The 14,448-nt window shown below is 65.3% G+C and carries 15 protein-coding genes and 1 pseudogene; 6 read left to right on the forward strand and 10 right to left on the reverse strand.

From position 1 onward, the window contains the following. Positions 1 to 28 precede the first annotated feature (28 nt). The 3 genes from AC5V87_RS00640 (at position 29) to AC5V87_RS00650 (ending at position 4,127) form a co-directional block, all read left to right on the forward strand. Positions 29 to 2,479, forward strand: coding sequence for a heavy metal translocating P-type ATPase (locus tag AC5V87_RS00640; protein WP_495369695.1), 2,451 nt, complete (start codon positions 29 to 31; stop codon positions 2,477 to 2,479). A 226-nt stretch (positions 2,480 to 2,705) separates the two neighbouring features. After that, on the forward strand, positions 2,706 to 3,152 hold the full coding sequence (gene nikR, locus AC5V87_RS00645; protein WP_495369696.1) for a nickel-responsive transcriptional regulator NikR: 447 nt from the start codon (positions 2,706 to 2,708) through the stop codon (positions 3,150 to 3,152). A 234-nt stretch (positions 3,153 to 3,386) separates the two neighbouring features. Then, positions 3,387 to 4,127, forward strand: coding sequence for a sulfate transporter family protein (locus AC5V87_RS00650; protein ID WP_495369697.1), 741 nt, complete (start codon positions 3,387 to 3,389; stop codon positions 4,125 to 4,127). A 33-nt stretch (positions 4,128 to 4,160) separates the two neighbouring features. Here AC5V87_RS00650 and AC5V87_RS00655 read toward each other — a convergent pair. Further along, positions 4,161 to 4,446, reverse strand: a pseudogene (locus AC5V87_RS00655) (HlyD family secretion protein); the annotation flags it as partial. Between AC5V87_RS00655 and AC5V87_RS00660 the strand changes: the two are divergent. After that, entirely contained in the window at positions 4,352 to 4,546 is a 195-nt protein-coding gene (locus AC5V87_RS00660) for a hypothetical protein (protein ID WP_495372044.1), read from the forward strand. The pseudogene AC5V87_RS00655 and the gene AC5V87_RS00660 sit on opposite strands and share 95 nt — an antisense overlap. 39 nt (positions 4,547 to 4,585) lie before the next feature. On the opposite strand, the gene nth is transcribed toward AC5V87_RS00660, so the two are convergent. After that, on the reverse strand, positions 4,586 to 5,356 hold the full coding sequence (gene nth / locus AC5V87_RS00665; protein ID WP_456841691.1) for an endonuclease III: 771 nt from the start codon (positions 5,354 to 5,356) through the stop codon (positions 4,586 to 4,588). Between the two features lie 22 nt (positions 5,357 to 5,378). On the opposite strand from nth, the gene AC5V87_RS00670 reads away from it, so the two are divergent. Next, entirely contained in the window at positions 5,379 to 5,912 is a 534-nt protein-coding gene (locus tag AC5V87_RS00670) for a DUF2244 domain-containing protein (RefSeq protein WP_495369698.1), read from the forward strand. Positions 5,913 to 5,966: 54 nt separating this feature from the next. Next, positions 5,967 to 6,863, forward strand: coding sequence for a methylated-DNA--[protein]-cysteine S-methyltransferase (locus AC5V87_RS00675; RefSeq protein ID WP_456841693.1), 897 nt, complete (start codon positions 5,967 to 5,969; stop codon positions 6,861 to 6,863). 117 nt (positions 6,864 to 6,980) lie between these two features. On the opposite strand, the gene AC5V87_RS00680 is transcribed toward AC5V87_RS00675, so the two are convergent. From AC5V87_RS00680 to dnaK, 8 genes are all read right to left on the reverse strand, one after another. After that, on the reverse strand, positions 6,981 to 7,604 hold the full coding sequence (locus AC5V87_RS00680) for a 2,3-bisphosphoglycerate-dependent phosphoglycerate mutase (protein ID WP_456841694.1): 624 nt from the start codon (positions 7,602 to 7,604) through the stop codon (positions 6,981 to 6,983). Between the two features lie 25 nt (positions 7,605 to 7,629). After that, positions 7,630 to 8,445: a 4-hydroxy-tetrahydrodipicolinate reductase gene (dapB, locus tag AC5V87_RS00685; RefSeq protein ID WP_495369699.1), complete on the reverse strand. Its 816-nt coding sequence runs from the start codon at positions 8,443 to 8,445 to the stop codon at positions 7,630 to 7,632. A gap of 175 nt (positions 8,446 to 8,620) precedes the next feature. Next, positions 8,621 to 8,932 carry a DUF1330 domain-containing protein gene (locus tag AC5V87_RS00690; protein ID WP_456841696.1) on the reverse strand — a complete coding sequence of 104 codons (312 nt, stop codon included), beginning with the start codon at positions 8,930 to 8,932 and terminating at the stop codon, positions 8,621 to 8,623. A gap of 75 nt (positions 8,933 to 9,007) precedes the next feature. Beyond that, entirely contained in the window at positions 9,008 to 9,721 is a 714-nt protein-coding gene (gene pyrF, locus AC5V87_RS00695) for an orotidine-5'-phosphate decarboxylase (RefSeq protein WP_495369700.1), read from the reverse strand. Between the two features lie 5 nt (positions 9,722 to 9,726). Beyond that, complete coding sequence (locus tag AC5V87_RS00700; protein ID WP_456841698.1) at positions 9,727 to 10,305, reverse strand: NADPH-dependent FMN reductase; 579 nt, start codon at positions 10,303 to 10,305, stop codon at positions 9,727 to 9,729. Between the two features lie 57 nt (positions 10,306 to 10,362). Beyond that, positions 10,363 to 10,962: a class I SAM-dependent methyltransferase gene (locus AC5V87_RS00705; protein WP_027561640.1), complete on the reverse strand. Its 600-nt coding sequence runs from the start codon at positions 10,960 to 10,962 to the stop codon at positions 10,363 to 10,365. Positions 10,963 to 11,050: 88 nt separating this feature from the next. Next, a complete protein-coding gene (gene dnaJ, locus AC5V87_RS00710) occupies positions 11,051 to 12,187 on the reverse strand; it encodes a molecular chaperone DnaJ (protein ID WP_456841699.1) in 1,137 nt (378 codons plus the stop codon). A gap of 245 nt (positions 12,188 to 12,432) precedes the next feature. Continuing rightward, entirely contained in the window at positions 12,433 to 14,334 is a 1,902-nt protein-coding gene (gene dnaK / locus AC5V87_RS00715) for a molecular chaperone DnaK (RefSeq protein ID WP_456841700.1), read from the reverse strand. Between the last annotated feature and the right edge of the window lie 114 nt (positions 14,335 to 14,448).

Raw genomic sequence — 14,448 nt, forward strand, 5'->3', positions numbered from 1 at the left:
TATGGGTTACAAGGACCGGAGTGCGGAAATGAACGACGCCAACCACGAGCACCGTCCCGATGCGGAAACGCAGTCCGGATGCGGCCGTTCCACGAAAGCCCCGGCCGCAAAGCCCACCGCTTCCTCGTGCTGCGGCGGAGATGGCGATCACGCCGCTCACAGTCGTCATCACGCGCACGACCAAGACGCCGCGAAAGTGCTTGATCCCGTCTGCGGCATGACCGTCGATCCCGCGACTTCAAAACACCACCTCGCACATCAGGGCGAGACCTTCCATTTCTGCTCCACCGGGTGCCGCACCAAGTTCGCCGCCGACCCCGCCAAGTATCTGGCCAAGGACAAGGCGCCCGACCCGGAGATGCCCGCGGGCACGATCTACACCTGCCCGATGCATCCGCAGATCCGCCAGGTCGGACCGGGCAGTTGCCCGATCTGCGGCATGGCGCTGGAGCCGGAGATGGCGAGCCTCGAGACAGGCCCCAATCCGGAGCTCGCCGACATGACACGGCGGCTCTGGATCGGCGGCGCCCTGGCGCTGCCGGCCGTGGTGCTGGAGATGGGCGGCCATCTCGCAGGTCCTCACAACTGGATTGACCCGACTCTCTCGAACTGGATCCAGCTCGTGTTCGCAACGCCGGTGGTGCTGTGGGCAGGTTGGCCGTTCTTCGTCCGCGGCTGGCAGTCGCTCGCCACCCGCAACCTCAACATGTTCACGCTGATCGCGATGGGCACCGGCGTTGCCTATGTCTACAGCGTGCTCGGCACCGTCGCGCCGGAGATTTTTCCGGCAACGTTCCGCGGCCATGGCGGCGCGGTCGCCGTCTATTTCGAGGCGGCGGCGGTCATCACTGTCTTGGTTTTGCTCGGGCAGGTGCTGGAGCTGCGCGCCCGCGATGCAACGTCAGGCGCAATCAAGGCATTGCTGCAGCTCGCGCCGAAGACGGCGCGCCGCGTCGACGCCGACGGCAGTGAGCATGAAGTCGAGATCGATACGCTTCACGCCGGCGACCGCTTGCGCGTGCGTCCCGGCGAGAAGGTGCCGGTCGACGGCATCATTCTCGAGGGCCGCTCCTCGCTCGACGAGTCGCTCGTGACGGGCGAATCCATGCCGGTGACCAAGGAGGTCGATGCCAAGGTCATCGCCGGCACGCTGAACCAGTCCGGCAGCTTCATCATGCGCGCCGACAGGGTCGGGCGGGAGACGCTGCTATCACAGATCGTGCAGATGGTCGCCGACGCGCAGCGCTCGCGCGCGCCGATCCAGCGGCTGGCCGATCAAGTTGCCGGCTGGTTCGTGCCGATGGTGATCGTTGTCGCGATCGCCGCCTTTATCGCCTGGGCCTGGTTCGGACCGGAGCCGCGGCTCGCCTTCGGCCTCGTCGCCGCGGTCAGCGTGCTGATCATCGCCTGCCCCTGCGCACTCGGGCTTGCTACCCCAATGTCGATCATGGTCGGCGTCGGCCGCGGTGCGCAGGCGGGCGTGCTGATCAAGAATGCCGAGGCGCTGGAGCGGATGGAGAAGATCGACACGCTGGTGGTCGATAAGACCGGGACGCTGACCGAGGGCAAGCCGAAGGTGGTCGCGATCGTGCCTGCGGCCGGCTTTGCCGAAGACGACATCCTGCGCATTGCGGCCAGCGTCGAGCGCGCCAGCGAGCATCCTCTGGCCGACGCCATCGTGCGCGCTGCGAAGGAGAAGCAACTCGCTCTGGGCCAGGTCGAGCAATTCGATTCGCCAACCGGCAAAGGCGCGACTGGCCGGGTGGACGGCAAGACCGTCGTGCTCGGCAATGCCAGATACTCGGACTCGATCGGCATCGACACCAAGGCGCTCGACACGGAGGCCGAACGGCTGCGCGGCGACGGTGCCACGGTGATCAACATGGCCGTCGACGGCAAGCTCGCCGGCCTGTTCGCGATCGCCGATCCGGTCAAGGCTTCGACGCCGGAAGCGCTGAAGGCGCTCGCGGCCGAGGGCATCAAGGTGATCATGCTCACCGGCGACAACCGCACGACGGCGGAAGCGGTGGCGCGCCGGCTCGGGATCGCCGAGGTCGAGGCCGAGGTGCTGCCGGACCAGAAGAGCGCGGTCGTCACAAAACTGCAAAAGGCCGGGCGCAGCGTCGCAATGGCCGGCGACGGCGTCAACGACGCGCCGGCGTTGGCGGCCGCGGAAGTCGGCATCGCCATGGGCACCGGCACGGACGTGGCAATGGAGAGCGCCGGCGTCACCCTGCTCAAGGGCGACCTCACCGGCATTGTGCGCGCGCGAAAACTGTCGCAGGCGACGATGAGCAATATCAGGCAAAACCTCTTCTTCGCCTTCGTCTACAACGCGGCCGGCATCCCGATCGCCGCCGGGATTCTCTATCCCACGTTCGGCCTCCTGCTCTCGCCGATCATCGCCGCGGCGGCGATGGCGCTGTCTTCGGTCAGCGTGGTCGGGAATGCGCTGCGGCTGCGTGCGACTCGGCTGTGAAGCGTAGTAGCCGCACGAAGGCGCACTCCCTCGCGCCGTTCTTACGGGGCCGCGACGAGCTTCGCTCGCGCTGAGAGGGTTGGGGTGAGGGGCTGTCTGCGCAATCACAGTGAGAATTGGACTCGCGGAGAGTCCCCCTCGCCCGGAATTCAAGCTAGGCTTGAATTCCGACCTCTCCCAGCAAGCGGGGCGAGGTAAGAGGAGCGGTGGCCGCGGAGAGGACCTGATGCAGCGAATTACCATCACGATCGAGGACGAACTCTTGGCGGAGATCGATGCCGCGGCCGAGGCGCGCGGCTACCAGAACCGCTCCGAGATCATCCGCGACCTCGCCCGCGCCGGGCTGCAACAGAGCACGGAAGACACCGCGCAGACCGGCCAGTGCGTGGCGGGTCTCGTCTATGTCTACGACCACGCCGCGCGCGATCTTTCAAAACGCCTGGTGCAGGAATTCCATGGTCACCATGACCTCGCGCTCGCGACCCTGCACGTCCATCTCGATCACGACAATTGCATGGAGATGACCGCGTTGCGCGGCGACGCCGCCGAAGTCAGGCATTTCGCCGACCACATCATCGCCGAACGCGGCGTGCGCTACGGCCGCGTGATGATGATCCCGACGGGCGAGGGGAAACCGGCGAAAGTGCGGAAGCACGGGCACCGGCACGAGTAATCCGTAGCTCGCATGCCCCGGACGAGCGCAGCGCGCACTTACGCGGTGCGCTGCAGAGCGCGGGCCATCTCGCCGCAAGCTCCTGGGTCCCGGCTCGGCAGCGCGTCATTGCATGCCGCGCTACGTCCGGGACACGAGAGCCGCAATCCGCAGACCTCCGCTGGGCTACGCGCCCTTGCCGAAGCCGCATCCGGTGTCTACCTCTCGCGAAGTGCTTACCTGAGAGGGTCCCCCATGCTGGATACCGCCGCAAAGGCGCTGTCGCAAATGCTGTCGCCGCCGATGCGCTCGATCCTGTGGCGATCGATCGGGCTTGCACTGGTGCTGATCACCGTGCTGGCGATCGGCTTGCAGCGGCTGCTCAGCTGGTTTGCGACCTCGGGCGAGGTCTGGCTGGAAGGCCTGCTCGGGCCGGGCTGGCATTCGTCGCTGGAAGTCCTGGCCTGGATCGTCTCGATCGCGGCCGGCCTCGGCGTCGTGTTCGGCGGCGTGTTCCTGATGCCCGCGATCACCTCGCTGGTGGCGAGCCTATTCGTCGACGACGTCGCCGAGATCGTCGAGCGCGAGCATTATCCGGCCGAACGGCCGGGCGTGGCGCTGCCGTTCAACCAGGCGATGTTCGAAGGCATCAAGACCGCGCTGCTGACCATCCTGGTGTATCTCGCGGCCCTGCCGCTGGTGCTATTCGCCGGCGCCGGCTTCCTGATCTTCTTCCTCGCCGCCGCCTGGCTTTTGGGTCGCGAATATTTCGAGCTCGCCGCAATGCGCTTCCGTCCGCCGGAGGAAGCCAAGTCGATGCGGCGCGACAATGCCGCGACCATCTTCACCGCCGGCCTGTTCATCGCTGCTTTCGTTTCGATCCCGGTTGTCAACCTGGCGACGCCGATCTTCGGCATGGCCTTCATGGTCCACATGCACAAGCGCCTGTCAGGTCCGCGGCGAGAGCTGATCGAGCCGGCGCGCCAGATGCGGTGACCTCGATCAGGTCACCTTCACCCCGCACTTGCGCAGCACCGTCTTGGCAAAGCTGAACGGCGCCGGGGCCTGCGCGACCTGCGCCTCGTAATCGGCGGGATCGATCTGGATCAGGAGGGTCACCGGCCTTGACGTGCTGGAAGTCGGTCACTCCTACCGCCAGCACCGCGCCGGAGACGCGGCTCGAAAGCCGCGTCAGATCGGCGCGCACATAGGCGTCATTGGTGGTCTGGACCACGGCATTGCCGACCCATTCGTCGAAGCGCAGCGTCGCCAGTGCGACGAAGCCGAGCGCGGCGACGACGGCGAACAGCGGGATCGCGAGCCGGCTCCAGAGCGAGCTGGCCGGCGGCAGCATGGGCTTGGGCGACGCGGCGGGGGTGGCGGCAGGTGCCGACGGTGCGATCTGCTCTTGTTGACTCACGACGTGACCCTAATGCGCTTCGCTCTCACGACCGTCACACCGTCTTCTCCGGCCAGCGGCAGAGATCGTTGATCAGGCACACCTCGCAGCGCGGCTTGCGCGCGAGGCAAGTATAGCGGCCGTGCAGGATCAGCCAATGATGGGCGTGCAGCATGAACTCGGCCGGGATCACCTTTTCGAGACCAAGCTCGACGTCGAGCGGTGTCTTGCCGGGCGCGATCCCAGTGCGGTTGCCGACGCGGAAGACATGCGTGTCCACGGCCATGGTGTGCTCGCCGAACGCCATGTTGAGCACGACGTTGGCGGTCTTACGCCCGGCGCCGGGTAACGACTCGATCTCCGCGCGCGTGCGCGGCACCTCGCCGCCGAAATCACTGAGCAGCTTGGCCGACAGCGCGATCACGTTCTTCGCCTTGGTGCGATAGAGGCCGATGGTCTTGATGTATTCGCGCAGGCGCTCTTCGCCGAGATCGAGCATCTTTTGCGGCGTGTCGGCGACTTTGAACAATTCCCGTGTCGCCTTGTTGACCCCGGCATCGGTCGCCTGCGCCGACAGCACCACGGCGACCAGCAGCGTGAACGGATTGATGTGCTCGAGCTCGCCCTTCGGCTCGGGATTGGCCTTGCGGAAACGGCTGAAGACCTCGTGAATCTCGGCGGGCGTCCACGGCCTGGTGGCTTTGAGCGATTTCTTGGCGGAGGCCCATTTCTTCGAAGAGGCGTTGGGCTTCGCGACGGCCGGTTTTGCCTTCTTCTTCGGCACCGGCGCTTTGCGCGGGGCCGGCTTGCGGGTGATTTTCGCCATGATCGGGATATACTGAGGGACGATGAGCACAGGCAACGAAATTGAGCGCAAGAATTCTGAAGATCCGCGCGAGGCGCGGATCTTCTCCGCGCTGCTGACGCCGCATCGCTCGCTGAACCGCACCGGCTTCCTCGCGGTGATGCTGTTCCTGAGCGTCGTCAGCTTTGTCACCGGCCTTGCCTTCCTGATGATGGGCGCCTGGCCTGTGTTCGGCTTCTTCGGCCTCGACGTGCTGGTGATCTGGTGGGCCTTCAAGGTCAATTTCCGCGATGCGCGGGCGAGCGAGGAGATCGTGGTCACGCCGTCCGAGCTGCGCGTGCGGCGCGTCAGCCATCGCGGCGCGGTCGCCGAATGGACCTTCAACCCGCTCTGGGTCCGCCTCGACATGGAGGTCGACGAGGACTTTGGCATCGAGCATCTCTATCTGATCTCGCGGGGCCATCAGATCCAGATCGCCCGATTCTTGGGCCCAGAAGAAAAATCTAGTTTTTACAAGGGCTTGATCGAGGCACTGAATGCCGCCAAGCGTGGCCCGACCTACAATCCGGTGACCTGAGCGCAGTCAGAAATCGGGTGGTTTCCTAGCCTCCGCCCTCCTACATTTCCGGTCATGATGACACTCGCCATCCATGACCAGCGCCTGGCCAAGCCGGGCCCCCAGAATGCCGCGCTGCGCGACTACGATTCCGTACGCCGGGCGATCGCGTTCATCTCGGAGAACTGGCGCGCCCAGCCGACCATCGAGGCGATGGCGGATGCCGCCGGCGTCACGCCGGATGAGCTGCACCATCTGTTCCGCCGCTGGGCTTCGATCACGCCGAAGGCTTTCATGCAGGCCCTCACCCTGGACCACGCCAAGGGGCTGCTGCGGGACTCCGCAAGCATCCTCGACGCCGCGCTCGACTCCGGCTTATCGGGGCCGGGCCGGCTGCATGATCTCTTCGTGACGCATGAAGCGATGTCGCCGGGTGAATGGAAGAACGGCGGCGCGGGCCTCACCCTGCGCTACGGCTTCCATCCCTCGCCGTTCGGCACCGCGATCGTGATCGCGACCGATCGCGGCCTGTCGGGCCTCGCCTTTGCGGATCATGGCGAAGAGAAGATCGCACTCGCCGACATGACGCGGCGCTGGCCGAACGCGACCTATGTGGAAGATCACGAAGGCACCGCGCCGCTCGCCCACCGCATCTTCGACCCCAGGATGTGGCGGCCGGATCAGCCGCTGCGCGTGGTCCTGATCGGCACCGATTTCGAGGTGCGGGTGTGGGAGACGCTGCTCAAGATTCCGATGGGGCGCGCGGTGTCCTATTCCGACATCGCCTGCAACATCAACAGCCCGAAGGCCTCGCGCGCCGTCGGCGCTGCGATCGGCAAGAACCCGGTCTCCTTCGTCGTGCCCTGCCACCGCGCCCTCGGCAAGAGCGGCAAGCTCACCGGCTACCACTGGGGCATCACCCGCAAGCAGGCCATGCTGGGCTGGGAAGCCGGGCGGATCGGGATGCAGTGACTTATTCAATGTCGTTCCGGGGCGATGCGAAGCATCGAACTACGGTGCGCAATTGCGCACCTGGGAACCTCGAGATTCTGGATTCGCCCTCCGGGCGCGCCGGAATGACGGTGTCTATCAGCCCGCCAGATCCAGCTTCGAGGCCACGGTCGAATCGGCATTCAGCCGGTAGATGATCGGCACACCGGTCGCGAGCTCGCGCTTCAAAATGCCTTCCGGCGAGAGCTTTTCCAGCACCATGATCAGCGCGCGCAGCGAGTTGCCGTGGGCAGCGACCAGCGTGCGCTTGCCATTGAGCACGCCGGGCAGGATCTCCTGCACGTAGTAAGGCAGCGCGCGTGCGAGCGTGTCCTTCAGGCTTTCGCCGCCGGGCGGCGGCACGTCGTAGGAGCGGCGCCAGATCAGCACCTGATCCTCGCCCCATTTCTTGCGCGCATCGTCCTTGTTGAGGCCGGAGAGATCGCCATAGTCGCGCTCGTTCAGCGCGAGGTTCTTCGAGGTCGGCAGACCTTCTTGCCCGAGCTCGCCGAGGATGAGGTCGAGCGTGTGCTGCGCGCGCGTCAGCACCGAGGTGAAGGCGACGTCGAACACAAGTCCCTGCGATTTCAGCTTGCGACCGGCTTCTTTCGCTTCGGTGACGCCGAGCTCGGTGAGATCAGGGTCCTTCCATCCCGTGAACAGGTTCTTCAGATTCCATTCGCTCTGGCCGTGGCGCACGAGCACGAGGAGACGTTCGCTCATTGAGGATTTCCGTTACTTGCTTGATTCAGATGTCGGCGAGACCGAGCACGTCGGCCATGGAGTAATGCCCGGGGCTCTTGCCATGCGCCCACAGCGCCGCCTTGAGCGCGCCATGGGCGAAGAGCATGCGGTCCTCGGCCTGATGCGACAGCGTCAGGCGCTCGAACGGGCCGAGGAAGGTCACGCTGTGGTCGCCGGCGACGGTGCCGCCGCGCAAGGAGGCGAAACCGATATGGCCCGGCCGGCGCGCGCCGGTGATGCCGTCGCGGCCGCGCTCGGAATGGTCGTCGAGAGTGACGCCGCGGCCGCTGGCTGCGGCCTGGCCCAGCATCAGCGCCGTACCGGAGGGCGCATCGACCTTCATGCGATGATGGGTCTCGACGATCTCGATATCGAAAGTCTCATCGAGCGCCTTGGCGACGCGCTTGACCACGGCGGCGAGCAGATTGACCCCGAGACTCATATTGCCCGACTGCACCACGACGGCGCGGTTAGTCACGCTCTTGATCACGGCGTTGTCGGAGCCCGACAGGCCGGTCGTGCCGATGACATGGACGAGGCCGCGCTCGGCGGCGATCGCGACATTGGCGATGGTGGCTGCAGGCACGGTGAAATCCAGGATGCCATCGGCGTCCTTCGACATCGCCCAGAGATCAGCCGAGAGCTTGATGCCATTGGCCGGCAGGCCTGCGAGCACGCCGGCGTCCTTGCCGAGCAGCTCCGAGCCCGGCGCCTCCAGGGCACCCGCCAGCACCGCGCCTTTGCTCTCGGCAATCGCCCGCGTCAGCGCCCGGCCCATCCGGCCGCCAGCTCCTGCAACAATTAAGCGCACGTCGGACATGGTGTGATCCTCTCTCCGGCCGTTGTAGCGGGGGGATGCAGTTCCGGCAACCGAGGGGGATCGGGGCAGGGGCCGCCACGTTCACCGTCATTCCGGGGCGGCTCGCAGAGCCGAACCCGGAATCTCGAGATTCCGGGTTCGATGCTTCGCATCGCCCCGGAATGACAGTCCCGGCTCAGCCGTCCTGCGGCTGCGGGCCGTCATAGCCCTCGATGATGATGAGGTCGGCGGTCGAGTGCGGCTGGCGCACCTTGATGTTGGCCTGGTATTCCGGCGAGTTGTAGCAGGCGATCGCGGTCTCGTAGTCAGGGAATTCGATCACGACGTTGCGGGTGCGGCTGGCGCCCTCGACGGTGGTGAACTTGCCGGCGCGGACGACGAAGCGGCCGCCCCATTTCTTGAAGATCGGACCGTTGGCGACGGCGTAGGGCTTGTAGCCCTCCTCGTTGCTCACGTCGACGCGTCCGATCCAGTAGCCCTTTGCCATCGTTCTTCTCCCTGGTTGTTCGTGCTCTCTATCTGAGCATGCCCTGATCGGAAAACCGCCTCGCACTTCTCCGCATCACGCTCGGAGCGCCTGCGCTATCTCGACCTGGATAGCATCAGCGATCGCCTTGGGGTCGGCGGCTTCCACCACCGGCCGTCCGACGACGAGATAGTCGGCGCCCGCGACAATCGCACGACCGGGCGTCATGATGCGTTTCTGGTCGCCTGTTACCGAGCCCGCCGGACGGATGCCGGGCGTGACGAGGGTCATCTGGTGGCCGACGATCTTGCGAAGGCCGCCGACTTCCTCGGGCGAGCACACGAGGCCATCGACGCCGAGCACCTGCGCCTGCTGTGCGCGCGCTTCGACCAGCTCTGAGACGCCGAGCCGGTAGCCGGCCGCGTGCAGGTCGTCCTCGTTGTAGGAGGTCAGCACCGTGACGGCGAGGATCTTCAGCTTCGAAGAGCCACGGCCTTCGACGGCGCCCTTCATGGTCTGCGGGTAGGCGTGCACGGTGAGGAAGGTCGCGCCCAACTTCGTGATGCTCTCGACGCCTTGCGTCACGGTGTTGCCGATGTCGTGCAGCTTGAGATCGAGAAAGACCTTCTTGCCCATGTCCGCGAGCTTGGCGACGAGCGGCAGGCCGCCGGCATAAGCGAGCCGATAGCCGATCTTGTAGAAGCTGACGCTGTCGCCGAGCCTCGCGATCATCGCCTCCGCGGCATCGACGCTGGACAGATCGAGCGCGACGATCAGGCGGTCTTTCGGGGCGATCTCGGCTGGCGTCATGTCACTCACATCATGCGTTGGGAAATGTCGATCAACTGCGCGACCAGCTGCTTCAACGCGGCGATATCGTCCTCGTTCTTCAGCCTGTCCATATCGTCATAGGCCTGATCGGCAAAGGCGAGCGCGAGCTGATTGGCAATCACGTTGGCGTGGCAGGAGGTCAGGATCAGCCTGAGCGCCTGGAGCGCGCGCGCAGCACCGAGCCGGCTCTGCGAGGCGCCGGCGAGCGCGAAGGACCGGTTGCGGAATACGTCGCCACGCGTCTCATGCAGCTCCTGCACGCGGCTGACCCAGTCGATCGCGTTCTTCAGCAGCGGCGGCACCGAGGCGTTGTATTCGGGCGTGACGAGCAGGACGCCATGATGCGCACCGATCATGCGCTTGAGGTTGATGGCGTGCTTGGGAATGCCTGACTTGGCCTGAAGATCGCCGTCGTAGATCGGCAGCGGAAAATCGGCGAGCGAGATGCGGGTGACGTCGACGCCGGCTTGGGCAAATTCATAAGCGGCTAGCGCCGCCAGCTTCGCATTGTGCGAACCGGTGCGCAGCGAGCCGGGAATGACCAGGATTTTGGGTGCGGGCATCCGATCCAATGCGTGCGGCGAAACGAGCCCGCCGCGCAAAGGGAAATGCCGGCGGAATTAGTCCTTGCGATACACCCAGACGCGGGCCGGCGGAAGGTTCATCCAGATCCGTTCCGAGGCCTCTGTGGACACGCCGGGCAGCGATTTCGGGATCGGCGGCACCACCGCATAGGTGAATTGGACGAAGGGCGCGCCGGGCGCCAATGCCGTGAAGGCATCGCGGATCAGCCTCAGCCGCGTCAGCATCGGTTTTGTCACCAGCGGCAGGCCCGAGACGACCGCGCTCGCCGGCGCGCTCAGCACGTTCCAGAGCGTGTCGCGCAGGCGGTAGGCATCGCCCTGCACCACCTTGGCTTGCGGATAGCGATCGCGCAGCAGAGCGCAGAAGCCGGGATTGTATTCGACGAGGACGAGACGCTTCTGGTCGACACCGCGCTCGACCAGGGCTGAAGTGATGGCGCCGGTGCCGGGCCCGAGCTCGACCACCGGAGCGTCCGAATCGATATCAACGTAGTGCGCCATGGTCCGGGCCAGGAGCTTGCCCGATGGCATCACCGCCCCCATGTGCAGCGGCTTTTCGATCCACGACCTGAGAAAACGCACCTCGTCATCGAGACGGGGCTTCTTCAACGCACGCGCGGACGATGGCAATGGCATGTCAGGACCGGACGGGACCGCGCGACCGCGGCGTGTCAGAAAATGGTCATAAACAGGTATAGGCCGAAGGCGGCACGGTCAAGACAAGTCAGTTCGCCCGATTACTGAAGAGATCCTTCACCTTGGCGAAAAAGCCGACCGACTCCGGCTGGGTATTGCCGGAGGACAGTTTTTCGAATTCGGCCAGCAACTCCTGCTGTTTCTTGGTGAGGTTCTGCGGGGTCTCGACCGCGACCTGGACGTACATATCGCCGGTCTGGCGCGAGCGCAGCACCGGCATGCCCTTTGATGCAATGCGGAATCGGCGGCCCGACTGGGTTCCGGCCGGCACCTTCACCTTGGTCTTCCCGCCGTCGATGGTCGGCACCTCGAACTCGCCGCCCAAGGCGGCCGTCACCATCGAGATCGGCACGCGGCAGTGCAGGTCGGCGCCATCGCGCTGGAACAGCTGGTGCTGCGCTAGGGACAGAAAGATGTAGAGGTCGCCGGGCGGACCGCCGCGAACGCCGGCTTCGCCTTCGCCGGCGAGCCTGATCCTGGTGCCGTCCTCGACGCCCTGCGGGATGTTGACCGAGAGCGTGCGCTCGCGGGTGACCCGGCCCTGGCCCGCGCAGGACGGGCAAGCTTCCTCGATCATCTGGCCGCGGCCCTGACAGCCCGGACAAGTCCGCTCCAGTGTGAAGAAGCCCTGCGACTGCCGCACACGGCCGGCGCCGCCGCAGGTCGAACAGGTCTTCGGCTTGGTGCCGGCCTTGGCGCCGATGCCCGAGCAGGCCTCGCAGGTGACCGAGACCGGGATCTCGATCTGCGCGGTCTTGCCGCCGAAGGCTTCCTCGAGCGTGATCTCCATGTTGTAGCGCAGGTCCGCCCCGCGCTCGCGGCCGCCACGGCCGCGCTGCCCGGCCATGCCGAACAGGTCCTCGAAAATGTCGGAGAAGGAGGAGGCGAAGCCCGCGCCGAAACCGGCGCCGCCGCCAAAGCCGCCACCCTGCTCGAAAGCCGCGTGACCGTAGCGGTCGTAGGCGGCGCGCTTGTCCTTGTCCTTCAGGACCTCGTAGGCCTCGTTGATTTCCTTGAACTTGACTTCGCTGGTCTCATCCCCGGGATTGCGGTCGGGATGGAATTTCATCGCCAGCTTGCGGAACGACGATTTCAGCTTGGATTCGTCGGCGTCGCGGTCGACTTCGAGGGTCTCGTAGTAGCAGCGCTTGGTGGACGTGGACATGTTGAGCTCGGTCTATCCAATCGCGATTCAAGTTGGGGCGAAACAGCGCTGCCACGCACCGATATAAGCGCCCTCCCGCCTCACGGCAGAGAGCAGCCTGGCAGCGCTGAGAATAACGGCTGGAAATTGATCGATCGTAACGGGAGCGTGCCCTGGCGACCTCGACACGGAAGCCTCCCCCGCGAAGGGGGAGGCCATTAGCGCGTGTGGGGTCCAAGCCGTCCGCATCGTCACCCTCTCGGGGTTCAGGCGGACTTCTTGTTGTTCTTGTCGTCGTCGACTTCGGTGAATTCCGCGTCGACGACGTCATCCTTGGCCGCATCCTTCTTGGCGTCGGCCTCGGCCTGCTGCTTGTACATGGCCTCGCCGAGCTTCATCGAAGCCTGGGCCAGCGTCTGGGTCTTGGCCTTGATCGCCTCGGCATCGTCGCCCTTCAGCGCTTCCTTGAGGTCGCTGACGGCATCCTCGATGGCGCGGCGCTCGCTCTCGGCGACCTTCGAACCGTGTTCGGCCAGAGCCTTCTCGGTCGAATGCACGAGACCATCCGCCTCGTTCTTGGCGGTGACGGCCTCGCGGCGCTTCTTGTCCGCCTCGGCATTGGCCTCGGCGTCCTTGACCATCTTCTCGATGTCGGCTTCCGACAGACCACCAGAGGCCTGGATGCGGATCTGCTGCTCCTTGCCCGTGGCCTTGTCCTTGGCCGAGACGTTGACGATGCCGTTGGCGTCGATGTCGAAGGTCACCTCGATCTGCGGCATGCCGCGCGGCGCCGGCGGAATGCCCATCAGGTCGAACTGGCCGAGCATCTTGTTGTCGGCCGCCATCTCACGCTCGCCCTGGAAGACGCGGATGGTAACCGCGTTCTGGTTGTCCTCGGCGGTCGAGAACACCTGGCTCTTCTTGGTCGGGATCGTGGTGTTGCGGTCGATGATGCGGGTGAACACGCCGCCCAGCGTCTCGATGCCCAGCGACAGCGGGGTCACATCGAGCAGCAGCACGTCCTTGACGTCGCCCTGGAGCACGCCGGCCTGGATCGCAGCACCGATCGCCACGACTTCGTCGGGGTTGACGCCCTTGTGCGGCTCCTTGCCGAACAGCTGCTTCACGACCTCCTGGACCTTCGGCATGCGGGTCATGCCGCCGACCAGCACGACCTCTCCGATCTCACCGGCGGTGATGCCGGCGTCCTTCAGCGCCTTGCGGCAGGGCTCGATGGTCTTCTGCACGAGGTCGTCGACCAGCGCCTCGAACTTGGCGCGGGTGAGCTTCATCGTCAGGTGCTTCGGGCCGGTCTGGTCCGCGGTGATGAAGGGCAGGTTGATCTCGGTCTGCGTCGTCGACGACAGCTCGATCTTGGCCTTCTCAGCGGCTTCCTTCAGGCGCTGCAACGCGAGCTTGTCGTTGCGCAGGTTGATGCCCTGCTCCTTCTGGAATTCGTCGGCCAGATAGCCCACGAGGCGCATGTCGAAATCTTCGCCGCCGAGGAAGGTGTCGCCGTTGGTCGACTTCACCTCGAACACGCCGTCGCCGATTTCGAGAATGGAGATATCGAACGTGCCGCCGCCGAGGTCGTACACGGCGATGGTGCCGGCCTTGGTCTTGTCGAGACCATAGGCGAGCGCAGCCGCGGTCGGCTCGTTGATGATGCGCAGCACTTCAAGGCCCGCGATCTTGCCGGCGTCCTTGGTCGCCTGGCGCTGGGCGTCGTTGAAGTAGGCGGGAACGGTGATGACGGCCTGGTCGACCTTCTGGCCGAGATGGGCTTCCGCGGTCTCCTTCATCTTCTGCAAGATGAACGCCGAGACCTGCGAGGGCGAGTAGGTCTGGCCGTCGGCCTCGACCCAGGCGTCGCCGTTGGAAGCCTTCACGATCTTGTACGGAACGAGCTTCTTGTCCTTCTCGACCATCGGGTCGTCGTAGCGGCGGCCGATCAGGCGCTTCACCGCGAAGAACGTGCGCTCGGGATTGGTGACGGCCTGGCGCTTGGCAGGCTGGCCGACGAGGCGCTCACCGTCGTCCGTCACGGCGACGATCGAAGGCGTCGTGCGCATGCCTTCGGAGTTCTCGATGACTTTGGCGTTCTTGCCATCCATCACGGCGACGCACGAGTTCGTGGTGCCGAGGTCGATCCCAATGACCTTTCCCATGGTCCTGATATCCTTCTTTTTGCGGCAGGTTGGCTGGGCCCAGAAGGCACCCGAACCGAAACCCCCTAAGATCAAACATCCGCGATATTGCGATGATTGAGGCTCATATAGGAG

The organism is Bradyrhizobium sp. SOJA106 (assembly GCF_059448745.1).

What these genes read in the sequence shown, in the direction of transcription:
- AC5V87_RS00640 (WP_495369695.1), top strand. Translation starts at nt 29, where the DNA reads ATGAACGACGCCAACCACGAGCACCGTCCCGATGCGGAAACGCAGTCC.
- nikR (WP_495369696.1), top strand. Translation starts at nt 2,706, where the DNA reads ATGCAGCGAATTACCATCACGATCGAGGACGAACTCTTGGCGGAGATC.
- AC5V87_RS00650 (WP_495369697.1), top strand. Translation starts at nt 3,387, where the DNA reads ATGCTGGATACCGCCGCAAAGGCGCTGTCGCAAATGCTGTCGCCGCCG.
- nth (WP_456841691.1), bottom strand. Translation starts at nt 5,356, where the DNA reads ATGGCGAAAATCACCCGCAAGCCGGCCCCGCGCAAAGCGCCGGTGCCG.
- AC5V87_RS00670 (WP_495369698.1), top strand. Translation starts at nt 5,379, where the DNA reads ATGAGCACAGGCAACGAAATTGAGCGCAAGAATTCTGAAGATCCGCGC.
- AC5V87_RS00675 (WP_456841693.1), top strand. Translation starts at nt 5,967, where the DNA reads ATGATGACACTCGCCATCCATGACCAGCGCCTGGCCAAGCCGGGCCCC.
- AC5V87_RS00680 (WP_456841694.1), bottom strand. Translation starts at nt 7,604, where the DNA reads ATGAGCGAACGTCTCCTCGTGCTCGTGCGCCACGGCCAGAGCGAATGG.
- dapB (WP_495369699.1), bottom strand. Translation starts at nt 8,445, where the DNA reads ATGTCCGACGTGCGCTTAATTGTTGCAGGAGCTGGCGGCCGGATGGGC.
- AC5V87_RS00690 (WP_456841696.1), bottom strand. Translation starts at nt 8,932, where the DNA reads ATGGCAAAGGGCTACTGGATCGGACGCGTCGACGTGAGCAACGAGGAG.
- pyrF (WP_495369700.1), bottom strand. Translation starts at nt 9,721, where the DNA reads ATGACGCCAGCCGAGATCGCCCCGAAAGACCGCCTGATCGTCGCGCTC.
- AC5V87_RS00700 (WP_456841698.1), bottom strand. Translation starts at nt 10,305, where the DNA reads ATGCCCGCACCCAAAATCCTGGTCATTCCCGGCTCGCTGCGCACCGGT.
- AC5V87_RS00705 (WP_027561640.1), bottom strand. Translation starts at nt 10,962, where the DNA reads ATGCCATTGCCATCGTCCGCGCGTGCGTTGAAGAAGCCCCGTCTCGAT.
- dnaJ (WP_456841699.1), bottom strand. Translation starts at nt 12,187, where the DNA reads ATGTCCACGTCCACCAAGCGCTGCTACTACGAGACCCTCGAAGTCGAC.
- dnaK (WP_456841700.1), bottom strand. Translation starts at nt 14,334, where the DNA reads ATGGGAAAGGTCATTGGGATCGACCTCGGCACCACGAACTCGTGCGTC.